Origin of the sequence: Streptomyces sp. SCUT-3, assembly GCF_014083985.1 — a bacterium.
GTDB lineage: Bacteria > Actinomycetota > Actinomycetes > Streptomycetales > Streptomycetaceae > Streptomyces_H > Streptomyces_H thermolineatus.
The window spans coordinates 1,130,164-1,153,305 of the sequence record NZ_CP046907.1; the positions used below are offsets into that span (position 1 = coordinate 1,130,164).

A 23,142-nucleotide genomic window follows, 5' to 3' on the forward strand; every position below is an offset into this window, starting at 1 on the left:
TCACCTCTCGTCGTCCGCGGAGGAGTACTTCGCGGCTTTCCACCACTGCGGGTTGTCGCGGTACCAGGCGACGGTGTCCGCCAGTCCCCGGTCGAAGGGGACGACCGGGGCGTAGCCCAGCTCCTCGCGCAGCTTGGTGTCGTCCAGGGCGTAGCGGGCGTCGTGGCCCTTGCGGTCGGCCACGGGGCGTATCGCCGCCCGATCCGCCCCGCAGAGGGCCAGCAGCCGTTCGGTGAGGGCGAGGTTGGTGCGGGCGTTGCCGCTGCCGATGTTGTAGATCTCGCCCGGTCGTCCCTTGGCGAGGACCAGGTGAACGGCGCGGCAGTGGTCCTCCACGTGCAGCCACTCGCGGACGTTGCTGCCGTCACCGTAGAGGGGTACCTGCTGCCCCTGGAGCAGGCGGGTGACGAACCGGGGTATCAGCTTCTCGGGGTGCTGAAAGGGACCGTAGTTGTTGGAGCAGCGAGTGATCAGCACATCGAGCCCATGGGTACGCCGGTACGCGCGGGCCATCAGGTCGGAGGCCGCCTTGGAGGCGGCGTAGGGCGAGTTCGGCAGGAGCGGCTGCTGCTCGTCCCAGGAACCGTGCGTGATCGACCCGTACACCTCGTCGGTGGAGACGTGCACCACTCTTCCGACGCCCGAGGCCAGGCACGCCTCCAGCAGGGCCTGCGTGCCGGCCACGTTGGTGCGGACGAAGGCGGTGCCTGAGGCCACCGACCGGTCCACGTGCGACTCGGCGGCGAAGTGCACCACCGCGTCGTGTCCGGGCAGGACCTCCCGCAGCAGGTCCGCGTCGCAGATGTCGCCGCGGACGAATGTCATGCGCGGGTGGTGGACGGGGAGGTTCGCGCGGTTGCCCGCGTAGCTGAGGATGTCCAGCACCGTGACTTCCGCCTGCCCGTACTCCGCGTAGCCGCCGGAGAGGAGGGTGCGCACGTACGTCGAGCCGATGAATCCGGCACCGCCGGTGACGAGGAGCTTCATGCCGCCATCTCGATCCGTGTGTCGTCGCCCACCATCAGGCGGTGCCGTGCGGCGCCGCGGTGCGCGGCGCCGACCCGCGCCCCCCGGCCTATGAGCGAGCCGTGCAGCCCCGTCACGTCGGTGATGGAGGCGCGGTCGAGCACGATCGAGTCGCTGATGCCGCACGCCCGCAGGACGCAGTCGTTGCCGATCGAGGTGCCGGCGCCGATGCGGCTGTCCTCGACCACCGTCCCCGCGCCGATGATCGCCGGGCCCTCGATGCGGGAGCGCACCACCCGGGCACCGGCCTCGATCACGACCCGGCCGGTGACCGTGCTTCCCGCGTCCACCTCACCGTCGATCGCCCGTGGCAGGTCCTGGAGCAGGGTGCGGTTGCAGTCCAGCACGTCCTCCGCGCTCCCGGTGTCCTTCCAGTAGCCCGCGTACTCCGTGGCGCGGACGTCGGCGTTCCGTTCGACCATGTACTGGATCGCGTCGGTGATCTCCAGCTCGCCCCGGGCGCTGGGCCTGATGGCGGCCACCGCGTCGTGGATCGCCGGAGTGAACAGGTACACGCCGATCAGCGCCAGATTGCTCGGCGGCTCCCGCGGCTTCTCCACGAGGCGGACGACACTGTCGCCGGCTCCCATCTGGGCGACGCCGAAGGCCCGCGGATCGGCCACCTTGTGCACCACGACGTGTGCGTCCGGGCGGTGGCGGTGGAAGTCGGCGGCCACGTCGCCGATCCCGTCGGGCAGCATGTTGTCGCCCAGGTACATCAGGAAGTCGTCGTCCGCCAGGAAGGACCGGGCCACCGTGACGCAGTGCGCCAGTCCGAGCGGCCGGTCCTGCCGGAGGTAGGTCAGCCGCACGCCCATCCGCGAACCGTCCCCCAGGACCTCCGCGATGGCCGGCCCCCGGTCCCCGACGATGATCCCGATGTCGGTGATCCCGACAGCGCGGATGTTGTCCAGGACGTGTTCCAGCACGGGTTTGTTGGCGATGGGGATGAGCTGCTTGGGCATGGAGTGGCTGAACGGCCGCAGACGGGTACCGGTCCCGCCCGACAGCACCAGAGCTTTCATGAGTTCGCCTTCCGGGGAATGGGGTCAGGTTCCGAAGGGGTGCTTCCCGCGCGCTTCGCGCAGGGCGGTCCCCCACCACACGAGCTGGTCGAGCAGGACCTTGGCAGGCGCCTCGGAGCCGTCCGGGCAACCCCCGTCCGCGAAGCCGTCCCAGTCGTTGTGGAAGCTCAGGGTGTCCCGCAGGGGCACCAGGTGCAGCTCGGCCAGCACCTGGCGCAGGTGCTCGGTGGCCCGCAGACCGCCGGACCGGCCCCCGTACGAGACGAGCCCGGCCGGCTTGGCCCGCCATTCGTCCGTGCACCAGTTGAGGACGTTGGCCAGCGCCGGGGAGAAGGTGTGGTTGTACTCGGGTGTCACCAGGGCGTACGCGTCCGCGTCCGCCAGGCGGCTGCTCAGGGAGCGCCGCAGCGTCTCCACCGCCGGGTCGGTTTCCCCGGCGTAGCGGGACATGTCCAGCGGCAGAGGGAAGTCGATCAGGTCGATGACGTCGACGTCGAATGAGCCGTGCTGCCGGGCCCGGCCGGCGAACCACGCGGCGACCCGGGGGCCGAACCTGCCCTTGCGGACGGACGCGACGACCACGGCGAGCTTGATGGGCGGAGACACCTGTTCCCCAATCACGATGGCAGGAGGGCGGACACGCCCAAAGGGCCGTTCCGCCAGGAGCAGTGGACGACGGACCGCTGCCGCTCCGGTCGGCGCCAGCCCGCCGGCCGGGGAGGCGGCTCCGGGGTGCTGTCCGCGGCGCGGCGGGCGGCCAGCAGTACGGCGGTGACCGCGGCGAGTTCCTCGGGGGTGGGGTCGCCGCGGTGCACCCGGACGACGGGCGGCGCCGCGGCTTCCCGGTCCGCCGTCACTGCGGCGGGTTGCCGTGCTTGCGCAGCGGCAGGTCGGCGTGTTTGGCGCGCAGCATCGCCAGGGCCCGGACGAGGACCGAGCGGGTCTCGCGCGGGTCGATGACGTCGTCGACCAGGCCGCGCTCGGCGGCGTAGTAAGGGTGCATGAGTTCGCTCCTGTACTCCTTGATGCGCTGGGCCCGTACGGCCTCCTGGTCGTCCGCGGCGCTGATCTCCCGGCGGAAGATGACGTTGGCGGCCCCCTCCGCGCCCATGACCGCGATCTCGTTGCCGGGCCAGGCCAGTGCGAGATCGGCACCGACGGAGCGGGAGTCCATGACGATGTAGGCACCTCCGTACGCCTTGCGCATGACGAGGGAGACGCGGGGGACGGTGGCGTTGCAGTACGCGTAGAGGAGCTTGGCGCCGTGCCGGATGATGCCGTGGTGCTCCTGGTCGACGCCCGGGAGGAAGCCCGGCACGTCGACCAGCGTGACGAGCGGGATGTTGAAGGCGTCGCAGAGCTGGATGAAGCGGGCCGCCTTCTCCGACGACTTGATGTCCAGGACACCTGCCAGGGCAGCGGGCTGGTTGGCGACGACGCCGACCACATGGCCGTCCAGCCGCGCCAGCGAGCACACGATGTTGGGCGCCCAGCCCGCGTGGACCTCCAGGTGCTCTCCGTCGTCGACGATCTCCTCGATGACCGCGCGGACGTCGTAGGACCGGCCCGGTTCCGCGGGGACGATGTCCAGCAGCGCGTCGGTGCGCCGGTCCACGGGGTCGTCGCAGGACCGGGCGGGGGCGAGCTCGCGGTTGTTCGACGGCAGCAGGGAGAGCAGGAAGCGGACCTCCTCCAGGCAGTTCTCCTCGTCCTCGTGGAGGAAGTGGGCGACGCCGGAGGACCGTGCGTGCACCTCGGCTCCGCCCAGACCGTTGTGGGTGATCTCTTCTCCCGTGACGGCACGGACCACCTCCGGTCCGGTGATGAACATCTGGGAGGTGTCGCGCACCATGAACACGAAGTCGGTCAGGGCGGGAGAGTAGGCGGCGCCGCCGGCGCAGGGCCCCAGCATGACGCTGATCTGCGGGACGACTCCCGACGCCCTGGTGTTGCGCTGGAAGATGCCCCCGTACCCGGCGAGCGCGGTGACCCCCTCCTGGATCCTGGCCCCGGCCCCGTCGTTGAGGCTCACGAGCGGCGCCCCAGCTGCCAGTGCCATGTCCATGACCTTGTGGATCTTCTGCGCGTGGGCCTCCCCCAGCGCGCCGCCGAAGACCCGGAAGTCGTGGGCGTAGACGAAGACGGTCCGTCCGTGCACCGTTCCCCAGCCGGCGACCACGCCGTCTCCGTAGGGCTTCTTGCCCTCCATCCCAAAACCGGTGGCCCGGTGCCGTCGCAGCGGTTCCACTTCGGTGAACGAGCCCTCGTCCAGCAGCAGCCCGATACGCTCGTGCGCCGTCAGCTTGTTGCGTTCGTGCTGGCGCCGGGTGGCCTCCGGGTCGGGTCCTTCGTGGGCCGACGCCTTCAGCGCGGCCAGTTCGTCCAGCGGATCCGGCAGCTCCGCCTGTCGGGCGTCGGCGATCGGCACGGCCGGGTCCCCCTTTCTGTGCGTGAAGCCTCGTGGCGCGGGCGGCTCGGGCGGTGTCCGGGTGTCAGAGGGCGGCTTCGGCGTGTCGTCCCGCGTGTTCCAGGGTCGCGAGGCTGTTCCCGCCCAGCGCGCTCCGCAGGTACGAGCGGGCCTCGGCGATGCCGGCGCCCGCGCCCAGCACGGCGGTGACGTTCGCGGGGTCGACGACCGCGGTGTGCCGAGAGGTGGCGGTGGTGACCCCGTCCCCGTCCTCCGCCAGTTCCCAGCTGCCGATGTGCAGCGACATCAGAGCCGGCAGGTGTGTCTGCTTGTAGACGATCCGGTGGGGTGGCAGGCACACGCGGACGGACTCCGTGGTGTGGGTGGAGCCGTCCTTGGTGCGGGTGTGCATCCGGAGTCTCTGGATGCCGGGGGTGGTCTCGTCCAGTTCGACCTCGGCGACGTGCGGCAGCCGCGCGGACCAGTGCTGTGCCTCGTTGAGGAAGGCGTAGACCGCCTCCGCCGGGGCATCGACACGGAGCGTGTCCTCGAAGGTGACGGTCCGCGCGGCCAGGTCGTTCGCCTGCTCGGCGCCGTCCTTCAGAGCGGCCAGCTCCGCCCGGCTGTTGCGGTCCACGACCTCGTCGAGCCAGGTGAGGCTGTCGGGGGCGTCCTCCACAGCCCGGTAGCCGTGGAGGAGGCGCACCCGGGAAGTGCCGGGGCCGGCGGGCTCGACGATCCACGAACCGCTCATGGCCGCCGCCGGGGGGAAGGGCTCCTCCTGACGGAAGTCGATCCGCAACGCGTCCGGGTCCGAACGACGGTGCGAAGTCCAGGACTTCACCCCGTCGCCCACAGTGGCCCAGATCCGCAGCCGCTCCTCGCCGTCACCGCGCCAAAGGTGGTCCACGAACACCGTCGGCGGGAACAGCCTGGGCCAGTTCGCGACATCCTCCACCAGCCGGTAGACCGTCCGGGGGGCGGCACGGACCAGGATCTCGTGCTCGACCTCGCGCTGCATGATGCGACTCCTCTCCTCCGCGTGCGGTACCGCACGTCAGGCGGACTTGGCCCCGTTGAGCTCGGCCTCGACCAGGGCCAGCAGGGCGCGGGGGGTGGTGGCGTGGGCGAACTCGGCCTCGTCGAACGTGATGCCGCACTCGCGCTCGATCAGGCTGCTGGTCTCCAGGAGGGCGAGCGAGTCGTAGCCGAGGTCCGTGAACTCGGTGTCGAGGGTGCCGCGGTCCAGGTCGGTGCCGTCGTCCGCACCGGCTCCTTCGCGGAGGAGGCGCTTCAGGTCGTCAAAAGTGAACTGCTCAGCAGGCATGGCCGGCCTTTCGAAGGTTCGGTGAAATGGTGAAATTCGGGAGCCCGACGCAGAAGCGCGCTGCCGCGCCCGGCGCAGTCAGAACAAGGTGCACGCAAAGAGGCGCGTCAGCACCCGAGAAATTCGGCGTCCGCGAGCGAGTGCCGCCCCGCAGTGCCCGTCCGACCCGCGGTGGAGCGCCGAATCGATTATGTTCGGCCGACTTCCGGAAAGTCAAGGACACCGCAGAATAATTCCGGGGCCTTCCGCCGCCGGACCATTCATTTTCACGGAAACACCTGCGGCCGGCATTCACGCACCACGAAATGCGTGAATGCCGGCTGCGACGGCTCCGGTCGCCCCTCCCCGGGGCGGGACCGCCGGCCCCCGGCGGACGGACGGCCTCAGGCGGACGGACGGCCTCAGGCCGTCGTGTAGAGGTCCCAGTCGAACGTCCCGACGGAGGGCTCGGACGGGCTGGCGGCGAGAACCTCCAGCTGGAGGCGCTGAAGCACCGAGGAGGGCTCCAGGCCGAGTTCCTCGCTGAGGATGCGGCGCAGCCCCTGGTACGCCTGCAACGCCTCGGCCCGACGCCCCGAACGGTGCAGCGCATCGATGAGCTGCCCGTGGAACCACTCGTTGAACGGGTAGGTCGCCACCAGTTCCCGCAGTTCGGGGATGGATTCGCGGTAGCGCCCCAGGCGCCGGCCGGTCTCGATGCGCAGTTCCAGGGCCCGGATGCGCAATTCCTCCAGGCGCACGATGCGCCCCTTGAGCACCCGGCCGGTCGGCACGTCGGACAGGGCCGGGCCGCGCCACAGCACGAACGCCTGCTGCAACAGCTCCCCGGCCTGTTCGGCGTCACCGCGGTTGAGCGCCGACTGGCTCTTGGTCACGAGCCGTTCGAATTCGGTGACGTCCACCCGGTGGCCGGACACGTCGGCCATGTACCCCTGCGACTGGGTCACCAGCAGGGACCGGCCCGCACCCACGGCCCCCTCCTCCTCCAATAATTTCCGGGCGTGGTAGACGTACGTCTGGAGGGTGGTCGTCGCACTCCGCGGCGGCTCGTCCCCCCACAGTTCCTGGATGAGGGAATCGGTACTGGCAATCTCGCCGGGCCGGGTCAGCAGGACACTCAGCGTCTGCCGCACCTTCGGCATGCCCGGAGAAATTCTGCCTCCATTGTCGTTGACGATTTCAAATGGTCCGATGAGATTGAATTGCACGTGCTTGCCTCCCCGTTTCTTGGAGTTTTGCGCCGATCATAAGCACAAGCATTCACGGACCCCAACCGATTGGCACCGGAACTGTCAGGTCTCGCAGCGGGGCCGTCGCGGCGGTGCGGACCCCACTGCGCCGGCCCTCATGCTCGGCACTCGGGCAAGCTGCCGTGGTACTCCACCATGTCCGCGAACATGGCCGGTACGTCCAGCACCGCACCGGGTTCCGCCCCCCGGGCCTCGGCGCAGGCACGGTGCAGGTTGGGGACCAGCCGCTCGGCGTCGAGCAGCTCGGCCCATTCCCCCAGGTCGGCGGCGCGGGCGGCCTCCAGCGGTGAGAGGCCGGCCGCCACCGCGTCCGCGGCGAGGTCCCGCACCCACCCGAGGTACCGCTCCGCGGTGTCCAGCAGTTCAGGTCCCGCCACGGGACCGTGACCGGCCACGACGGTGCGCGGTCCGAGCGACCGCAGCCGCGCCACCGCGTCCAGGGAACCGCTGACCGAGCCCATCAGGCAGAACGGGGTCGCCCCCGACATCAGCAGGTCTCCCGCGAACAGCACACGCTGCTCCGGCAGCCACACCACCGTGTCGACCGCCGTGTGGGCCGGCCCCAGCGCGATCAGCTCGACGGCGGCGCCGGCCACGTGCAGCGTCATGCGGTCGCGGTACGTGAGGGTGGGCAGCTCCACGGAGACGTCGCCCCACTCGACGTCCGGCCAGAGAGTCGTCAGGTGAAGGCCCACCGCCGCCATCTCGGCCCGCGTCCGTTCATGGGAGATGATCACCGCCCGGTCGGCGAAGACGGAGTTGCCGAAGGTGTGGTCGCCGTGGGAGTGGGTGTTGACGACGAAGGCGGGGGGCCGGGGGGTGACCGAGGCGACGGCGGTCCGCAGTGCCCGGGCCCGAGCCTCGGTCGCCGCGGTGTCGACCAGCAGTGACCGCCCTTCCGCGACGACCAGGCCCGCGTTGTTCAGGCACCAGCCGCCGTCCGGCTGGACGTAGGCGAACACCCCGTCCGCCACCTCCTCCAGGCGCGGCGTCCCGGTGTCGGGGTTCACCATGACCGGACCGCCTCGGCACAGGCCTTCAGAATGCCCAGGCGCCCCTCGGGCGTGGTGGTCGCGGCCGAGACCATGATGCCCAGGGTCGTCACCCCCGCCTCCGCGTACTCCCGCATCCGGCCGGCGATCCGCTCGGTGGGGCCGATGAGCGCCGTGCGGTCGATGAGTTCCAGCGGGACGTGGGCCTCGGCCGCGCGGCGGTCACCGTCGCCCAGGCACCGGACCACTCGCTCGATCTCCGCGCCGAATCCCAGCCGTCGGGCCAGGGAGCAGTAGAAGTTGGTCGCCGGGTCGCCGATCCCCATCAGGTAGCAGTACTGGGGCCGGAGTTGGTCCGCCGCGCGTTCCAGGTCGTCGGCCACGGCGGTCGGCAGCGAGGGCAGAACCTCGAAGCCCTCCATCGACAGGCCCCGGACGGCCCGGCCCTCCGCGATCCTGCCGACCGCCTCGCGCACCATCCCGGGCGAGGTGAACACACCGAGCCACCCGTCGGCGATCTCTCCCGCCAACCGCAGGTTGGCCGGGCCGACGGCCGCCAGGTAGACGGGCAGGTCGGGGCGGTGCCCCTCGGTGAACAGGTGCAGGGGAGCCGCGGCCCGGCCGGCGCTCGGAAGGACGAAGTGATCGCCCCGGTAGGTGACCGGCCCTCCCCGCAGGGCCTCCCGGACGATCTCCACGTACTCGCGCGTCCGCGCCAGCGGCCGCTCGAACGGCACCCCGTACCACCCTTCGGAGACGTCCGGGTTCGACACCCCCAGACCGAGCCGGAAGCGCCCCTGCGACAGCATGTCCAAGGTGGCGGCGGTCAGCGCCGTGGTGGCCGGCGGCCGGGCGGGGATCTGCATCACGGCCGACCCCAGGGCGATGCGCCGGGTGCGGGCCGCCACCGCTCCCAGGACGCCGGGCGCATCGCTGCGGTAGCCCTCCGGAGCCAGGGCCAGGTCGAACCCGAGCTCCTCGGCGGCCTCGGCCAGCACCACGGCGTCCTTCGCCGACAGGTTCACTGCGAGCTTCATGCGTACGTGCCTCTCAGATCAGCCGGGCGCCGCCGTCGACGGGCAGCACCGCTCCGGTCATGTGGCTCATGCGCAGCACCGCCCAGACGGCCTCGGCCACGTCGGTGTCGGCCCCCACCCTCCGCAGCGGGGTGTCGCTTCGGACCTTCTCCGCCACCTTCTCGAAGAACGGATCCCCCTCGGTCCACGGGGTCCGGGTCAGGGCCGGTGCCACCGCGTTCACCCGGACGTCCGGGCCGAGCGCCGCGGCCAGCAGCCGCGTCATGTGGTTGAGGGCCGCCTTGCTGACCGCGTACGGGATCGAACTGCCCACCGGCCGGTCGCCGGCGACCGAGGAGATGTTGACGACGTTTCCGGGGCCTGCCTCGGCGAGGTGGGGGGCCGCGGCCGAGGTCACCTGCCAGGTGCCGACGACGTTGACCCCGAGGATCTCCCGCCAGACCTCCGGCGTCGCCGCGGCGATGTCGGAGTGCGCGATCACCCGGGTGGTGCCGGCGCAGTTGACGAGGACGTCCAGCCGGCCGTGGCGCTCCACCACGGTGTCGACCAGCCGGGCCGCCTGCGCCTCGTCCGAGACGTCGGCCCGGACGTAGGACGCGTCGGGCAGCGACGCGGCGAACGCGGCGCCTTGTTCGGCGGAGCGCGAAGAGTTGACGACCACGCACATTCCCTCGGCGCTGAGCCGGGCGGCGATGGCGGCGCCGATCCCGGACGACGATCCGGTCACGAGGGCTACCTGCTGTCGGGGCACGGGAAGCGCAACCTCCTTCATGGGTCACCCGCGGTCCCCGAGGGGCACGCGGTCGCCGGGGCCTACGGGAACCGCAGTCCGGCGGGGCTGCCCCAGACTGTCCGGCACCCTGCTCGAAAGGAGATCCAGGACGCGTCCCGGAGCGCTCGACGCCGGAGTGGAGCGCCCTTGACCTCAACCGCTGTTCATGTTCCAGGATCTGCGACGGAGAACGCGGACGCCGTGACGGCCAGGAGGGACACCGGGCGCGCCGCGTGACCGGGCCGGGGGCCTGCGCCCTCCGCCCGAACTTCCGTCCTTCCCCGCCGAACCTGGAGGCCCCGTTGGACACGCCCGTGTCCTTTCCCACCGCCGCCCGCCGCCGTACGACGCTGGCGGTGCTCCTGCTCGCCTCGACCCTGACGGTGATGGCGGGCACCGTCCTGACGCCCGTGGTGCCCGCCATCCGCAACGACCTGGGGGTCAGTGGCACCGCCGCGGGTCTGGTCCTGACCGCGCACGGCCTCTCCCTGGCCGTGGCCAGTCCCCTGGCCGGCTGGACGATCGACCGCTGGGGACTGCGGACACCCATGGTCGCCGGACTGCTGCTGTACGGTCTCGCCGGCGGCTCCGGACTGATCACGGACTCCTACCCGGCCCTCATCGCCGGCCGCGTGGTCTTCGGCATCGGGGCCGCGGCCGTGTTCGCGAGTACGACGGTGGCGCTGATGGCGCTCTTCCAGGGTGCGGAACGCGACCGGGTCGCGGGCTGGCGTTCCACCGCGATCGGGCTGGGCGGCGTCCTGTGGCCGCTGATCGCCGGCGGTCTGGCGGACCTGTCCTGGCACGGCCCGTTCGCCGTCTACCTGATCGGCGTGCCCATCGGCATCGCGACACTGCTCGCCATGCCGCACGTCCCGCCGACGGGGCGCCGCGGCGGCGGCACCCTCACCCTGCTGCGCACCGCTCCCCGGTTGCTGAACCTGTACGCCCTCTCCATGATCTCCTCCTTCCTGCTGTACGTCCTGATCGTGTTCGTCCCGCAGCGGTTGGCCGAACTGGAGGTCGGCGACCCCTTCACCATCTCGGTGGTCACCGCCGCCGTCTCGCTGGCCGGCAGCGTCTCCGGCTACTTCTACGGCCGGCTGCGCGCGCACACGGGGTACCGGGGCCTGCTGGGCACGGCCCTGGCCCTGTGGGGGCTGGCGTTCGTCAACGGCGCGCTGGTCTCGCATCCTCTCGCCCTCGCCCTGTCAGCCGTCCTCTTCGGTGCGGGCAGCGGGATCTCCGTACCGGCACTGGCGATCATGACCGGCGAGACGGCACCGCCGGCCATGCGCGGCCAGGCCATGGCCCTGTCCGGGACGGCCAACTTCTCCGGGCAGTTCGCCGCTCCCGTCGTCATCGGACCGTTGATCGGGGCCACCTCCATAACCACCGGATTCCTGGTGGCGGCCGGTCTCAGCGCCGTGGTGCTGCTGGTCCTGGCCGTGCTGCGGCCCGCGGTGCCGCCACGCGCGGAGCCGGCCCCCGAACCGGCGGCCAGGAAGGGCTGACGCAGGAACGGGCCGGGGCGGGGCGGACGAACGGCCGCGCGTCGACCCGTCCTGGACCTGGTCTCGACGAACGGGTCCGAGGATGGCCGGCATGAGAATACTCTTCGTATCCGGAGGAACCTCGGGAGTGATCTTCTCGATCGTTCCGCTGGCCCAGGCGGCACGAGCAGCCGGCCACGAGGTGTTCATGGCCGGCCCCGAGGACGTGATGCCGATCATCACCCGCGCCGGCCTGCCCGGAGTCCCGGTGACGTCCACGTCGATGATGGACACCCTCCGGGACAAGGACGGCAACCGCATCCCGATCCCCACCGACCTGCACGAGCGGTTCCTGTTCAACGGCCGCTGCTTCGGGCGCTTCGCCGCCGCCTGCCTGGAGGGACTGATCCCCCTCGCCGACCGCTGGCGGCCCGACCTCGTCGTCGGCGGGGCCCTGGCCTTCGCCGCTCCTCTGATCGCGGCGTACGCCGGCGTACCGTACGTCAAGCACGCCGTGGACATGGGAGAGCCGCGCACCATCGACCTGGCGGCCGCGTCCGAACTCGGCTTCAGCCTGGAGCGGCTCGGCCTCTACGACATGCCGCGCTTCGACCTCTTCGTGGACACCTGCCCGCCGAGCCTGCGGGTCTGGGACGCGCCCCCCGCACAGCCCATGCGGTACGTCCCCTACACCACCCCGAAGGCGGTCGAGCCCTGGATGTACACCAAGGGCGAGCGTCCCCGTGTCATGGTCACCGCCGGCAGCCGGATCACGCCCGACTACTACTTCGACGTCCTGGCCGCGCTGGTGCAGAAGGTGCAGGACCTGGACGTCGAGCTGCTGGTGGGCGCGCCGGACGACATGGCCGCCGAGCTGGGCCCCCTGCCGGAGAACGTACGGGCCGGCTGGCTGCCGCTGGACGTCATCGCGCCGACCTGCGACGTGGTGGTCAACCACGCCGGGGGCAACACCGTCCTGGGCAGCATGGCCCACGGCGTTCCCCAGGTGCTCATCCCCTACCTTCCCTACGTCGTCGACTACAGCGAGCGCCTCACCGAGTACGGTGCGGCCACGCTGATCCGGCCCGGTGAGGACTCCGCCGAGGCGATCGCCGCCGCCGTGGACAAGGTGCTGGGCAACCCGTCGTACCGGGAGCGGGCGCACGACATCGCCGAGGAGATGCGGCGGATGCCGGCGCCGACGGACGTGGTGCGCGCCCTGGAGGAGCTGCGGGAGCAGGGCCGCCGGGAGCCGGCGGCACCGCCCCGGACTTGATCCCCGCTCGGATCCGGCTCGAGGAAGCCGATGCCGGTTGACCTCAACTGCGGTTGAACCATGAGCATGGGAGCACCGCACCGCTGGAAGCGGTGCTCCCACCCCACGTGGACGTCCGGCCGCTGCGTCGGAGCCGGCCCCGTGCACCCAGGAGAGGTATGTCGTGAAGGCAGCAGCGATCAATTCCTTCGGCGGGCCCGAGGTCGTCGAACTGCTCGACGTGGAGACGCCGACGGCCGGGCCGGGGCAGGTCCGCGTGCGGGTGAAGGCCGCCGGGATCCAGGCCGCCGACTGTGCGGTGCGCGGCGGCTGGGCTCCCCCCGGCCAGAGCCTGGCCTTTCCGCAGAAGATCGGCAACGAGTTCGCCGGCGTCGTCGACCAGGTCGGTGAGGGGGCCGAGGGGTTCCCGGTGGGCAGCGAGGTCCTGGGCTGGGCCCTCCTGGCGGGCCACGCCGAGTACCTGGTCGTCCCCACCGACCAGATCGTGACGAAGCCCGCGTCGATGCCCTGGCCGGTCGCCGGGGTGTTCTCCGCTTCCGGCCAGACCGCGCACACCGCGCTGGAGCGGCTGAAGGTGGGGGCCGGCGACACGCTGCTGGTCCACGCGGCGGCCGGGGGCGTGGGAACCGTCGCCGTCCAGCTCGCGAAGGCCTACGGTGCCACAGTCATCGGTACGGCCGGGCCGCACAACCACGACTACCTGCGGTCCCTCGGGGCGGTCCCGGTGGCCTACGGCGAGGGCCTGTCGGACCGGGTGCGGGAACTGGCTCCGCAAGGGGTCACCGCCGCGCTGGACGGCGCCGGCGGCGACGCCGTCGACGTCTCGGTCGAGCTGGTGGAGGACCGCGACCGGATCGGCACGCTCGTGGCGTTCGACCGGGTCGAGGAGCTGGGCATACTCGGACTGTTCTCGCAGCGTTCCACCACGCGGCTGCAGCAGCTCGTCGACCTCTACGCGGACGGCAGGCTGCGCATCGAGGTCTCCCGCACGTTCCCGCTCGCGCAGGCCGCGGACGCCCACCGCGCGGTCGAGACCCGGCACGTCCGGGGAAAGATCGCCATCGTGGTCGACTGACGCCGGACGGTGGTACCGCACCGCCCGGCGGGCGGTGCGGTACCACCGCGGTCAGCTTCCGGCCGCCGCGGTGTGCCGCGCCCAGACCTGCTCCAACATCGCGGACAGCGCGTCCGTCTCCAGGACTCCGTGGACGGCCTCCCGGCCGTCCACCACGAAGGAGGGGACCGACGTCACCCCGATGCGGGCCGCCACGGCCTCGTCCGCCCGCACCTCGTCGGCGTGGGCGTCCTCCGCCAGCAGGGCGGCCACCTCGTCGGCGGGCACTCCCGCGTCCTTGGCCAACGCCCGCAGCACCCCGTGGTCGGCGATGTTCCGCAGTTCCTCGTGATAGGCCCGCAGGATGCGCTCCGTCATCGTGTCGGCCAGTCCGTGCGACGCGGCGAGCTTCACGAGGCGGTGCGCGTCGAAGGAGTTGACCGGCCGGTAGTGCTGGGGCTGGAGCACGATGCCCTGCTGCTCGCCCAGCTCTCCGATCCACCGGAAGATGCCGTCCAGTTCGCTCTTGGTGTGCCCGTCCCGGCGCATGGTCTCCTCGAGGGTGTCCCCGGGAACCGTCGGCTGATGGGGGCGGAGCTCGAAGGCCCGCCACTCGGTACGGATGTCGTCCGCGTGCGGGAAGCGCGCCAACGCGGACTCCCACCGGCGCTTTCCGAGATAGCACCAGGGACACACCACATCGGACCAGATCTCTATCGTCAGCACAGGACTTTCCCCTCTCGCATCGGCACGACCGTGCGCCTCCGCCGGATTCTGCAACGTGAACTCCGGTTGAGGTCAACGCCGGGCGGCGATCCTCGACGTGCTCTCGACCGGACTTCGAGAGAGGTGGCCGAAAGTAAGGCCATGGGGGAAAGACCGTGCCGGTCGTTCACGGCCACCGGCCTCCGTTCCCGCCCGCCTTCCGCTCGGGAGGCCGTCTCCGTTCCAGTCATGTGAAAGAGGAACCCGTGAACTCACGACACGTCATCCGCCGGGCCGTCATGGCCTCCCTGCTCGCCGCGACCGGCGCCCTCGCGCTGCCGGGCAGCGCCTCGGCCGCCCCGCTGACGGTGCCGCTGCTGTGCCCGGTGGACTACAACGGCGAGACCTACGTCCTGAACTACAGCCGCGGCTACGAGGTGACCGCGCCCAGTAACGTCAAGCCGAACCAGATGTTCACCGTTTCCTACGACCCCGAGCCCATCAACCCGAGGACCGAGTTCAACACCAAGGCCTGGGACGTGACCTTCACGTACAACCTCCCGGCCGGCACCAAGGTCATCGGCTACGCCCTCACCGGCGGCTACAACCTCAAAGACTCCAAGCAGACCGTGAGCTTCTCCCCCGGCCGGGTGGCCCTCACGGCGACCGGTCCGTTCACAGCCGGCGAGGACGCGGACGTCCCCACGCTGAACGTCCTGCTCAAGGCCCCGGCCACCGAGGGCGTCGTGACCACCTCGGTGGCCGGCACCAGCAAGACCGACACCGGTTTCATCTGGACCGCGGAGGACCCGACCACCTTTGAGGTCGGGCAGCTGCCCTGCTACCCGGACCCGGCCAACCCGGTCGTGCTGTCCCGGACCACGGTCGGCTGACCTCGCTCGGCGGGGATGCGGCCGGGCGCCTCCGCGGGGGGCGCCCGGCCGCATCCCCGCGCACTGCGGGTACGGGGATCCCCCACCGCGCCGCGCGCGGGGAGGGCCGAACACGTCGGGAGCGGACCGCGTCCGTCACCCGGGAAGCCGCACAGGGGAAACCGGTGGCCCGTCGGGCGGAGGAGGGATCAGCCGGTCGACGGTGGCCTTGGTGACGGCGTCGAGCCGGGAGACGGCGCCCAGCTTGCGGAACGCCCGGTGCAGATGGGACTTCACGGTCCCCGTGGTGATGTTCAGCGTGCGGGCTATCTGCTGGTTGGTCATGGCGAGCGCCACGTACCGCAGCACCTCGAGTTCCCGGGGCGACAGCGCGCGGTCGGCCTTGCGGGCCCCGTCCCGGGGGGCGGGGCGCTCGACGCGGACGGCGGCCGGCGGTCTCAGCGAGGGGGCGGGCGACGGGCTCGCGACCCCGAGGGATCCGACCTCCGCCGTACAGGCACCATCAGGAGGCAGCAGAAGGAGGGCGGCACGCGGCGCCACGCGGCGCAGCGCCCGCACCGTCTCCACGCGGGCCGCCCGGGACGGCGGGGCTTCCATGGCGACGACGTCGGGCTGCCCCACGGCGACCAGTCGCAGGAGGTCCGCCTCGTGGGGAACTTCCCGAAGGACTTGGACATCGCCGTGGGCCCGCAGTAATTCCACCACGGCCCGGTGTCGCAGAGTGGGGCGTCCGACAATCACCGCCCGGCATCGGCAGGGATTCCGTTCCTGCTCACGAGGCGAAGCGGAATTCTTCCCTCCCTCCGATTCCGCCACTGCACTGTCCCAGTGCACGACCACCTTGCCCCTTCCCCCGGCCACCCGGTGGCACAGCATCGGACAGCGCCGGCCACACTATCGTTCTGCTTTCTTTTCTGATCACTCCGGAAACAATGATGGCCGAAACATGATCCCCGCCGCCAGAGCTTTGCCTACGGCCCCCTTCCGTCGAGGCGTCAGGAGGGTGGCGCTCAGCGGTTCCGTCCGGCTCGGCGACGGCTCGGCCCGCTGACGTCCGGCCTCCGCACCCGGTGAACGCCCCAGGTCCGCCGGGCCGCCCCGCGGCGGCCCCCACCGTGCTCGCGGGCCGCCCCCCACGTCGTGGACGGCTCCGGGCAGGGCCGTCCGGCGGCGATGCGGTCGACCGGGCCGCTCGGTCCAAAGCGCCAGGGAGAAACTTCCACGAACCCGGCCCTCCGGAGGACCCGGGAGCCGGGTCGAAAACCGCGGAGAAGGTCCAGGGATTCCCGGGGGAGGTCGGCGGGTTTCCCCCGGGCAAAGAATCCCCCCGCGACCGCCCCCGGGAGGAGCGGACGGGCGCAGACAATTCTTTCCCGGGCACTCTCCGCGCCGGGGCCGCCCTGACGGACTTCTTGTTCCTCGTCACGGCCAAGAGCTGGTGCGACTTCAGCCCGGTGGAGTATACGGAGTACATCGCCGCGCTTCTTTCGGGGACCGCCCTGGCGGCTGCCGTCCCCGAAACGCAGGTTTGCCGGTGGGCGCCCGAGGAACGCAGGACAGGTTTCCCGGCCGCACCGGGGCGGGGGCATCAGCCCCTGACGCCCCGGACGAACCCTGCGCGTCGCACGGCCCGGGAGTCCGGCCCCGCTCCTCCGGTGCTCGGCGGATCAGCCGGTGCGCAGGGCCCAGGCGGCGGCGTGGCCGGTGGGGACGGGGACGTCGGCCAGGAGCCAGCCGGGAACGGGTTCCGGGCGGGGGCCGGCGCCGACCGGGGTGCGGGACGGGTCCTCGCCCAGACCGGTCCCGGTGCCCTTGAGGTAGGCCTCCTTGCGGGTCCAGCAGCGGGCGAACGCGGCCGGGCGGTCGGCCGGGCGAGGGCGGCGAGCTGCTGCTGCTCCAGCGGGTGCAGCTGTGACTCCAGGTTGTCGACGACGTTCGGGCGCGGGACCTCCTCCAGGTCGGCGCCGACCGGGGCCGCGGCGAGGGCGACCAGGGCGAAACCCCCGCTGTGGGAGAGGGAGAAGTGCAGGCCGCCGGCCTCCTCGGCCTGTCCCGCCACCGCGGGGCGGCCGTGCGGCGCCGCGCACAGCGGGCACGGCTCGCGGACGAACGCGACGGCCGCCGGGGCTGCGCCCAGGTACGCGCCCAGCAGGCGGCGCAGGCCGATGTGGGAGGCGACGTAGCGGGTGCGGTCCTCCTCACGGCGGAAGCGGGCGGCGCGTTCGCGTTCGCCGTCGTCCAGGAGGTCGGCGCGCAGGGCCGCGGTGGGGGTGATGCGCAGCAGCCAGGTGTCCACGGCTCCGGCCCCGGGACGGGGAAGGCGGTCCGGGAGGGGCGGGTCGCCGAGGACGCGGGGCGGCGGGGCGACGGCTGCCGCGGCGCCCTCCCCGGCCGGGGAGGGCGCCGGCGGCCCCTCTTCCCCGTCGGCCGCCGGGACGGGGCCGGGCAGGTGGGCGGGCGTGCCGGGCGGCCGGGTGAACGCGCTGTCCTGGGTGGTCACAATTCGTCATTGTGCTCGATGTGCGCCTCGCACGCCGCGTGCGGGGCGGGGCCGAACACGGCCGTCCAGCCCGCCGGGACGGCGGCGAAGGCCGGCCACAGCGACGCCTCGCCGCGGTCGTTGCGCAGCACAAGGTGGGTGGCGGCGCCGGCGGGGGCGTCCGGGTCCGCGTCGAAGGGGCTGCGGGTGCTCATGCGGTCGCTCCGTCCTGGCGGCGGGGCGTGCCCGAGGGGGGCGCGTCCAGGTGGGGGGCGAGGCGGGCGGCGATCTCGGCCAGGGCCGTCCCCCGGGTCAGCTCGTGGTGCAGGCAGGGCAGGTCGTGGTTGGTGATCCGGCCGCCGACGTGGGGCCGCCAGGCGTCGACGGTGAGCCAGTCCTCGGGGCGGGGCGCGGCCGCGGTGAAGAACAGCAGATCGCCGTCGAAGCGGCGGTGTTCGTGCTCGCGCACCAGGCGGCTGTTGTTGACCACGATGTCCACCACCGCGTTCAGGGTGTGCTCCTCCAGGGCGGACAGGGCGCTGCCCTCGCGGCGCAGCATCGCCACGACCTCGTCGGGGCCGGGCAGCCGGCCGCCGTCGAAGGCGTCGCCGTCGAAGCCGGCCATGCGCAGCAGGGCCCGCACCGCGTCCTGCCGGCCGGGGCCGGCCTGGTCGCGCCACTGCTCGGCGGGGTAGGCGTCCATCATGGCGAGCAGGTCGACCCGCTCGCCGGCCTCCTGGAGCTGCACGGCGACGGTGTGGGCGATCAGCCCGCCGACCGACCAGCCCAGCAGGCGGTAGGGGCCGTGCGGTTGGACGGTGCGGATGCGGGCGACGTAGTCGCGGGCCATCTCCTCCAGGGTGCCCGGCAGCGGCTCGGGGGCGGTCAGGCCCCGGGACTGCAGCCCGTAGACGGGCTGTTCGCGGCCGAGGTGCGCGAGGAGGCCGCTGTAGCACCAGCTGATGCCGCCGGCCGGGTGCATGGCGAACAGCGGGATTCGGCCGGTGCCGGCCGTGCGGCCGGCGCCGGGGTCGTGGTCGGAGGCAGAAGCAGGCTCGGAGGCGCGCAGGGGCAGCAGTACGTCCAGGGCGGAGGCGTTGCCCCCTCCGGTGTCCAGGGCCTCGGCGAGGCGGGCCGGGGTGGGGGCGCGGAAGAGGGCCCCCACCGCCAGGTCGGCGCCGAGGACGTCGCGGACGCGGGCCACCAGGCGGGCGCCGAGCAGGGAGTTGCCGCCCAGGTCGAAGAAGCCGTCGTCGACGCCGGCGTGGGGCAGGCCCAGGACGTCGGCGAAGATCCGGCACAGGGTCTCCTCGACCGGGGTGCGGGGGGCGCGGGCCTGCTCGGCGGCGGCCGGCAGGCCGGGGGCGGGCAGGGCCTTGCGGTCCAGTTTGCCGTTGGGGCTCAGCGGCAGGGCGTCCAGGACGACGACCGCGGCGGGCACCATGTGGTCCGGGAGTTCGGCGGCCAGCGCCTCGCGCAGCGCGGCGGGGTCGGCGACTGCGCCGGGGGCGGGCACGACGTAGCCGACCAGGCGCCGGTCGCCGGGGCGGTCCTCGCGCACCAGCACCGCGGCGGCGGCGACGGCGGGGTCCCGGGCCAGGGCGGCCTCGATCTCGCCGAGCTCGATGCGCAGGCCGCGCAGCTTGACCTGGTGGTCGGTACGGCCCAGGTACTCCACCGCCCCGTCCGGGCGCCACCGGGCGAGGTCGCCGGTGCGGTACATGCGGGAGCCGGGCGGGCCGAAGGGGTCGGCGACGAAGCGGGAGGCGGTCAGGGCGGGGCGGCCCAGGTAGCCGGTGGCCAGCTGGTGCCCGGCCAGGTACAGCTCGCCGGTGACGCCCTCGGGGACCGGCTGCAGGGCCGCGTCGAGCACGTACAGGCGGGTGTTCCACACGGGGCGCCCGATGGGCACCGGGCCGCCGTCGCGGTGCGGCCCGTCGGGCGGGCAGGGCTGGTGGGTGACGTCGACGGCGGCCTCGGTGGGGCCGTAGAGGTTGTGCAGGGGGACCTTTCCGCCCAGGACCTCGTGGAAGCGGCCGACGGTCTCGGGCGGCAGGGCCTCCCCGCTGCAGAAGACCCGCCGCAGGCCGGTGCAGCCGGCGGCGGCCGGCTCGGCGAGGAACAGCTGCAGCATCGAGGGGACGAAGTGCACGGTGGTGACGGCCTGTTCACGGACCGTGCGGGCCAGGTGGGCGGGGTCCCTGTGGCCGTCGGGGCGGGCCAGGACCAGGGTGGCGCCCTCGCGCAGCGGCCAGAAGAACTCCCACACCGACACGTCGAACCCGGAGGGGGTCTTCTGCAGCACCCGGTCGTCCCCGGCCAGCCCGTACTCGGCCTGCATCCAGCGCAGCCGGTTGTCGATCGCCCCGTGGGGCACGACGACGCCCTTGGGGCGGCCGGTGGACCCGGAGGTGTAGATGACGTAGGCGGGGTGGTGGGGCGTCAGGGCGCGGGGCGGGTCGCAGGCCGGGTGGGCGGCCTCCAGCTCCCGCCGCAGGGCGGGGTCGCCCGGCTCCACGACGGGCAGCCCGTGGTCCTGCGGCAGGCGGGCGCGGGTGGCGCGGTCGGCGAGCAGGCAGACCGGGGCGGCGTCGCCCAGCATGTACGCCAGGCGGTCGGCCGGGTAGTCGGGGTCCAGCGGCAGGTAGGCGCCGCCGGCCTTGAGGACGGCGAGCAGCGAGACCACCAGTTCCACCGAGCGGGGCAGCGCGACGGCGGCGACCGCCCCCGGGCGCACGCCCAGGCCGGTCAGGTGCCGGGCCAGGCGGTTGGCGCGGGCGTTGAGCTCGCCGTAGGTCAGGGCGGTGCCGTCCATGACGAGGGCGGTGGCGTCCGGGGTGCGGGCGGCGCGCGCCTCGATCGGTCCGATCAGGGTGGTGGGCGGCAGGTCGCGTCCGGTGGCGTTGAACTCCTCGACGGTGCGGGCGCGTTCGGCCGGGGTGAGGACGGCGGTGGAGCCCAGGGGCGCGTCCGGGTCGGCGCCGGGGCCGGTGAGGGCGTCCAGCAGGTGCAGGAAGCGCCGCAGGTGGGCGTCGAGGGCGTCCGCGTCGTACAGGGCGGGGTTGCCGTCGTACTCGACGAGCAGGCCGGAGCCGTCGGCGCGGTCGCGCAGGTTGACGGTGAGGTCCTCGACCGGGCCGGCGCACAGGAAGTGGGCGGTGGCGGTGGCGTCCCCGAAGGCCAGGTCGTAGTCGAAGGGCATGGGGTTGACCAGCGGGCCGGTCAGGGCGCGGCCCTCGCCGAGCAGGCCGAGGTCGCGGCGGATGTCCTCGTAGCGGTGGCGCTGGTGGCGGCGGGCGGCGCGCAGCCCGAGGACGGCCTGCCGCACCAGTTGCCGGAAGGTGTCCTCGGGACGCACGGTCAGCCGCAGCGGCAGGACGTTCATCACCATGCCGGGGACGCGCAGGGCCACCGATCCGGTGCGGCCCATCAGGGGCACGCCGAGGACGACGTCGGAGGAGCCGGTGACCCGGGACAGGTACAGGGCCTGGACGGCGAGGACGGCCTCGGGCCACGTGGCCCTCGCCGCGGCGGCCGTCCCGCGCAGGGCGGCGGTGGCGGCGGCACCGAGGCGCGCGGTGCGGCGCACGAAGGTGCGGGAGGCGGGGGCGGTGCGTCCGCCGGCCAGGTTGGCGGGCGTCTCCGGCAGCCCGGCGCAGACGGCCCTCCAGTGCTCCCGGTCGGCGGCCGGCGCCTCACCGGAGCGGTGGGCGGCGTCCTCGGCGACGAGGTCGGCCAGGCGGCCGAACGGGCTGGGCGGCACCTCGGCGCCGGCGGCCAGGGCGGTGTAGGTCTCGGCGACTCGGCGGGCGATCAGCGAGTAGCCGAAGCCGTCCATGACGGTGTGGTGGATCCGCTGGTACCACAGCAGGCGGTCGTCGCCGACGCGCAGCAGGGCCTGGGCGAACAGGGGGCCTCGGGCGAGGTCGACCGGGCGGGAGCGCTCGGCGTCCATCCAGGCCCGCGCCGCCGCGTCGGGGTCGTCCTCGCCGCGCAGGTCCGCCGTGTGCAGGGGGAAGGGGACGGCGCCGCCCGGACCGGGGCCGGGGCCGGGGCCGGAACCGGGGCCGAGGTCGAGGTCGAGGGGCAGCTGGCGGGGGGTGTCGCCGTCGAGGACGATCCGCACGCGCAGCGCGTCGGTCTCGGCGACGGTGCGGCGCAGCGCCTCGGTGAGGAGGTCCTCGTCGACGCGGCCGCGGATCTCCACGTACTCGGCGGTGTTCTGCGCCGGGCTGCCGGGGTCGATCGCCTGGGCGAACCACATGCCGGCCTGGGCGGCGGTCAGCGGCAGGCCCTCCGCGGGCAGACCCGGCGCGGCCGGAAAGTCCGGGGCGGCCGGGGAGTCCTCGGGCGGCCGGGCCCCGGCCGGGGCGCGGCCGGGGCGCGGTGCGGCCTGCGGGCCGGCGGTCCGGTCGTCCGCCGCGGTGCGGGGCGCCGGTATCACACCCGCTCCTTCAGCAGCGCCCACCAGTTCTCCACCGACGGCTCCTCGGCCAGCTCGACGAAGGCGATCGTCGCGCCCTCGCGGCGCCAGCGCTCCACGAGGGTCATGATGCGCACCGAGTCCAGGCCGAGGTCGGCCAGGTTCTCGTCGTCGGAGATGTCCTCGGGTTCCTCGCCCAGCACGTCGGCGACGTCCTGGCGGATGCGGTCCCGGGTGAGTGCCATCGGTTGTCGGCTCCCTGCGAAGATGCGGTCGGCGGTGGTGACTGCGGCGCACTTGGCGGCGGCCCAGGCCAGGGCGTCGCGGTGGTCGTCGGCGGAGAAGTCGGCGAGGGCGTCGGCGGCCAGGAACGCCTGGATGTCGCGCATCCAGGCGTCGCAGGCGGTCACCTTGACGCCGATGTGGGCGTAGACGCCGGCGATCACCAGCTGGTCGCGGCCCGCGGCCCGCATCCGCTCCTCCAGGTCGGTGCGGACGAAGGCGCTGTACTTCCACTTGGTCAGCACGGTGTCGCCCTCGACGGGGGCCACGGCGTCCGGGATCGCCCGCATGCGGGCGTCGTCGGGCAGGCCCGGCCCCCAGAAGTCCTGCTGCAGCCCGCGCTCGGCGGGGCTCTGGCCGCCGGGCTGGGCGGAGTAGACCACCGGCACGCCCAGGGCTCGGGCGCGCCCCAGGAGGGCGGCGGTGTTGGCGAGCAGCTCGGTCAGCGGGGACGCGCCGGGGGTGAAGGCGCGCAGGAAGTAGTTCTGCAGGTCGTGGACGAGCAGCACGGCGCGGCCGGGGTCGGCGGTCCAGTCCACGCGGTTGGGCGGCAGGTCGGCCGCGGTGGGCATCGGGTAGGGGGCTATGGCGGGGAGCGCCACGGTGGTGCCTTTCGCAGAGCGGGGCAGGGGTGGGGCGGGGACGGGTCATCGGGTCCGGGGCAGTCGGGGTCCGGCCCCCCCGGGTGCCGGGCCCGGGGC

At 73.0% G+C, this 23,142-nt stretch carries 21 protein-coding genes and 1 pseudogene; 4 read left to right on the top strand and 18 right to left on the bottom strand.

From position 1 onward, the window contains the following. From rfbB to GQS52_RS04975, 11 genes are all read right to left on the bottom strand, one after another. Positions 1-987 (bottom strand): dTDP-glucose 4,6-dehydratase, encoded by a 987-nt coding sequence (gene rfbB, locus GQS52_RS04925; RefSeq protein ID WP_182311837.1) that lies wholly within the window; start codon positions 985-987, stop codon positions 1-3. After that, on the bottom strand, positions 984-2,051 hold the full coding sequence (locus tag GQS52_RS04930) for a glucose-1-phosphate thymidylyltransferase (protein WP_182311838.1): 1,068 nt from the start codon (positions 2,049-2,051) through the stop codon (positions 984-986). The genes rfbB and GQS52_RS04930 overlap by 4 nt, the downstream gene beginning before the upstream one ends. 24 nt (positions 2,052-2,075) lie before the next feature. Then, positions 2,076-2,657, bottom strand: coding sequence for an NAD(P)H-dependent oxidoreductase (locus GQS52_RS04935; RefSeq protein WP_259370587.1), 582 nt, complete (start codon positions 2,655-2,657; stop codon positions 2,076-2,078). Positions 2,658-2,668: 11 nt separating this feature from the next. Next, a complete protein-coding gene (locus tag GQS52_RS04940) occupies positions 2,669-2,908 on the bottom strand; it encodes an acyl-CoA carboxylase epsilon subunit (protein WP_182311839.1) in 240 nt (79 codons plus the stop codon). After that, positions 2,905-4,437: an acyl-CoA carboxylase subunit beta gene (locus GQS52_RS04945; protein ID WP_259371040.1), complete on the bottom strand. Its 1,533-nt coding sequence runs from the start codon at positions 4,435-4,437 to the stop codon at positions 2,905-2,907. The genes GQS52_RS04940 and GQS52_RS04945 overlap by 4 nt, the downstream gene beginning before the upstream one ends. Before the next feature lie 106 nt (positions 4,438-4,543). Then, positions 4,544-5,479, bottom strand: a complete 936-nt coding sequence (locus tag GQS52_RS04950) for an aromatase/cyclase (RefSeq protein ID WP_182311840.1) — start codon at positions 5,477-5,479, stop codon at positions 4,544-4,546. A 36-nt stretch (positions 5,480-5,515) separates the two neighbouring features. Then, a complete protein-coding gene (locus tag GQS52_RS04955) occupies positions 5,516-5,785 on the bottom strand; it encodes an acyl carrier protein (protein WP_182311841.1) in 270 nt (89 codons plus the stop codon). 401 nt (positions 5,786-6,186) lie between these two features. Next, complete coding sequence (locus tag GQS52_RS04960; protein WP_259370588.1) at positions 6,187-6,927, bottom strand: AfsR/SARP family transcriptional regulator; 741 nt, start codon at positions 6,925-6,927, stop codon at positions 6,187-6,189. A gap of 203 nt (positions 6,928-7,130) precedes the next feature. Beyond that, on the bottom strand, positions 7,131-8,048 hold the full coding sequence (locus GQS52_RS04965) for an MBL fold metallo-hydrolase (protein ID WP_182311843.1): 918 nt from the start codon (positions 8,046-8,048) through the stop codon (positions 7,131-7,133). Next, positions 8,042-9,064, bottom strand: coding sequence for an LLM class flavin-dependent oxidoreductase (locus GQS52_RS04970; RefSeq protein ID WP_182311844.1), 1,023 nt, complete (start codon positions 9,062-9,064; stop codon positions 8,042-8,044). The genes GQS52_RS04965 and GQS52_RS04970 overlap by 7 nt, the downstream gene beginning before the upstream one ends. Before the next feature lie 13 nt (positions 9,065-9,077). Beyond that, on the bottom strand, positions 9,078-9,815 hold the full coding sequence (locus GQS52_RS04975; RefSeq protein WP_259370589.1) for an SDR family oxidoreductase: 738 nt from the start codon (positions 9,813-9,815) through the stop codon (positions 9,078-9,080). A gap of 335 nt (positions 9,816-10,150) precedes the next feature. Here GQS52_RS04975 and GQS52_RS04980 point away from each other — a divergent pair, with 335 nt between their 5' ends. From GQS52_RS04980 to GQS52_RS04990, 3 genes are all read left to right on the top strand, one after another. Continuing rightward, positions 10,151-11,350: an MFS transporter gene (locus GQS52_RS04980; protein WP_220472739.1), complete on the top strand. Its 1,200-nt coding sequence runs from the start codon at positions 10,151-10,153 to the stop codon at positions 11,348-11,350. 127 nt (positions 11,351-11,477) lie between these two features. Then, positions 11,478-12,605 (top strand): glycosyltransferase, encoded by a 1,128-nt coding sequence (locus tag GQS52_RS04985; protein WP_220472740.1) that lies wholly within the window; start codon positions 11,478-11,480, stop codon positions 12,603-12,605. Between the two features lie 163 nt (positions 12,606-12,768). Beyond that, on the top strand, positions 12,769-13,680 hold the full coding sequence (locus tag GQS52_RS04990) for an NADP-dependent oxidoreductase (RefSeq protein ID WP_182311847.1): 912 nt from the start codon (positions 12,769-12,771) through the stop codon (positions 13,678-13,680). Positions 13,681-13,731: 51 nt separating this feature from the next. Here the strand turns inward: GQS52_RS04990 and GQS52_RS04995 are convergent, their stop codons facing one another. Continuing rightward, positions 13,732-14,385 (bottom strand): DsbA family oxidoreductase, encoded by a 654-nt coding sequence (locus tag GQS52_RS04995; protein ID WP_182311848.1) that lies wholly within the window; start codon positions 14,383-14,385, stop codon positions 13,732-13,734. 245 nt (positions 14,386-14,630) lie between these two features. Between GQS52_RS04995 and GQS52_RS05000 the strand changes: the two genes are divergently transcribed. Next, positions 14,631-15,257, top strand: coding sequence for a hypothetical protein (locus GQS52_RS05000; RefSeq protein ID WP_220472741.1), 627 nt, complete (start codon positions 14,631-14,633; stop codon positions 15,255-15,257). 135 nt (positions 15,258-15,392) lie between these two features. On the opposite strand, the gene GQS52_RS27020 is transcribed toward GQS52_RS05000, so the two are convergent. The 6 genes and pseudogenes from GQS52_RS27020 to GQS52_RS05025 form a co-directional block, all read right to left on the bottom strand. Continuing rightward, positions 15,393-15,878: a helix-turn-helix transcriptional regulator gene (locus GQS52_RS27020; RefSeq protein ID WP_259370590.1), complete on the bottom strand. Its 486-nt coding sequence runs from the start codon at positions 15,876-15,878 to the stop codon at positions 15,393-15,395. Between the two features lie 1,046 nt (positions 15,879-16,924). Further along, positions 16,925-17,353 (bottom strand): 4'-phosphopantetheinyl transferase superfamily protein, encoded by a 429-nt coding sequence (locus tag GQS52_RS28365; protein WP_346268225.1) that lies wholly within the window; start codon positions 17,351-17,353, stop codon positions 16,925-16,927. Between the two features lie 400 nt (positions 17,354-17,753). Continuing rightward, complete coding sequence (locus GQS52_RS05015; RefSeq protein ID WP_182311850.1) at positions 17,754-17,951, bottom strand: MbtH family protein; 198 nt, start codon at positions 17,949-17,951, stop codon at positions 17,754-17,756. Next, on the bottom strand, positions 17,948-22,042 hold the full coding sequence (locus GQS52_RS05020) for an amino acid adenylation domain-containing protein (protein WP_259371042.1): 4,095 nt from the start codon (positions 22,040-22,042) through the stop codon (positions 17,948-17,950). The genes GQS52_RS05015 and GQS52_RS05020 overlap by 4 nt, the downstream gene beginning before the upstream one ends. A gap of 134 nt (positions 22,043-22,176) precedes the next feature. Continuing rightward, positions 22,177-22,404, bottom strand: a complete 228-nt coding sequence (locus tag GQS52_RS27505) for a phosphopantetheine-binding protein (RefSeq protein WP_259371043.1) — start codon at positions 22,402-22,404, stop codon at positions 22,177-22,179. Positions 22,405-22,437: 33 nt separating this feature from the next. Continuing rightward, positions 22,438-23,043 (bottom strand): annotated as a pseudogene (locus tag GQS52_RS05025) (isochorismatase family protein); the annotation flags it as partial. Positions 23,044-23,142: the final 99 nt, after the last annotated feature.

Excerpts from the sequence above, each read along its gene's own strand:
- rfbB (WP_182311837.1), bottom strand. The coding sequence starts at position 987 with ATGAAGCTCCTCGTCACCGGCGGTGCCGGATTCATCGGCTCGACGTAC.
- GQS52_RS04960 (WP_259370588.1), bottom strand. The coding sequence starts at position 6,927 with ATGCCGAAGGTGCGGCAGACGCTGAGTGTCCTGCTGACCCGGCCCGGC.
- GQS52_RS04955 (WP_182311841.1), bottom strand. The coding sequence starts at position 5,785 with ATGCCTGCTGAGCAGTTCACTTTTGACGACCTGAAGCGCCTCCTCCGC.
- GQS52_RS27505 (WP_259371043.1), bottom strand. The coding sequence starts at position 22,404 with ATGGCACTCACCCGGGACCGCATCCGCCAGGACGTCGCCGACGTGCTG.
- GQS52_RS05015 (WP_182311850.1), bottom strand. The coding sequence starts at position 17,951 with ATGAGCACCCGCAGCCCCTTCGACGCGGACCCGGACGCCCCCGCCGGC.
- GQS52_RS04970 (WP_182311844.1), bottom strand. The coding sequence starts at position 9,064 with ATGAAGCTCGCAGTGAACCTGTCGGCGAAGGACGCCGTGGTGCTGGCC.
- GQS52_RS04965 (WP_182311843.1), bottom strand. The coding sequence starts at position 8,048 with ATGGTGAACCCCGACACCGGGACGCCGCGCCTGGAGGAGGTGGCGGAC.
- GQS52_RS04950 (WP_182311840.1), bottom strand. The coding sequence starts at position 5,479 with ATGCAGCGCGAGGTCGAGCACGAGATCCTGGTCCGTGCCGCCCCCCGG.
- GQS52_RS04930 (WP_182311838.1), bottom strand. The coding sequence starts at position 2,051 with ATGAAAGCTCTGGTGCTGTCGGGCGGGACCGGTACCCGTCTGCGGCCG.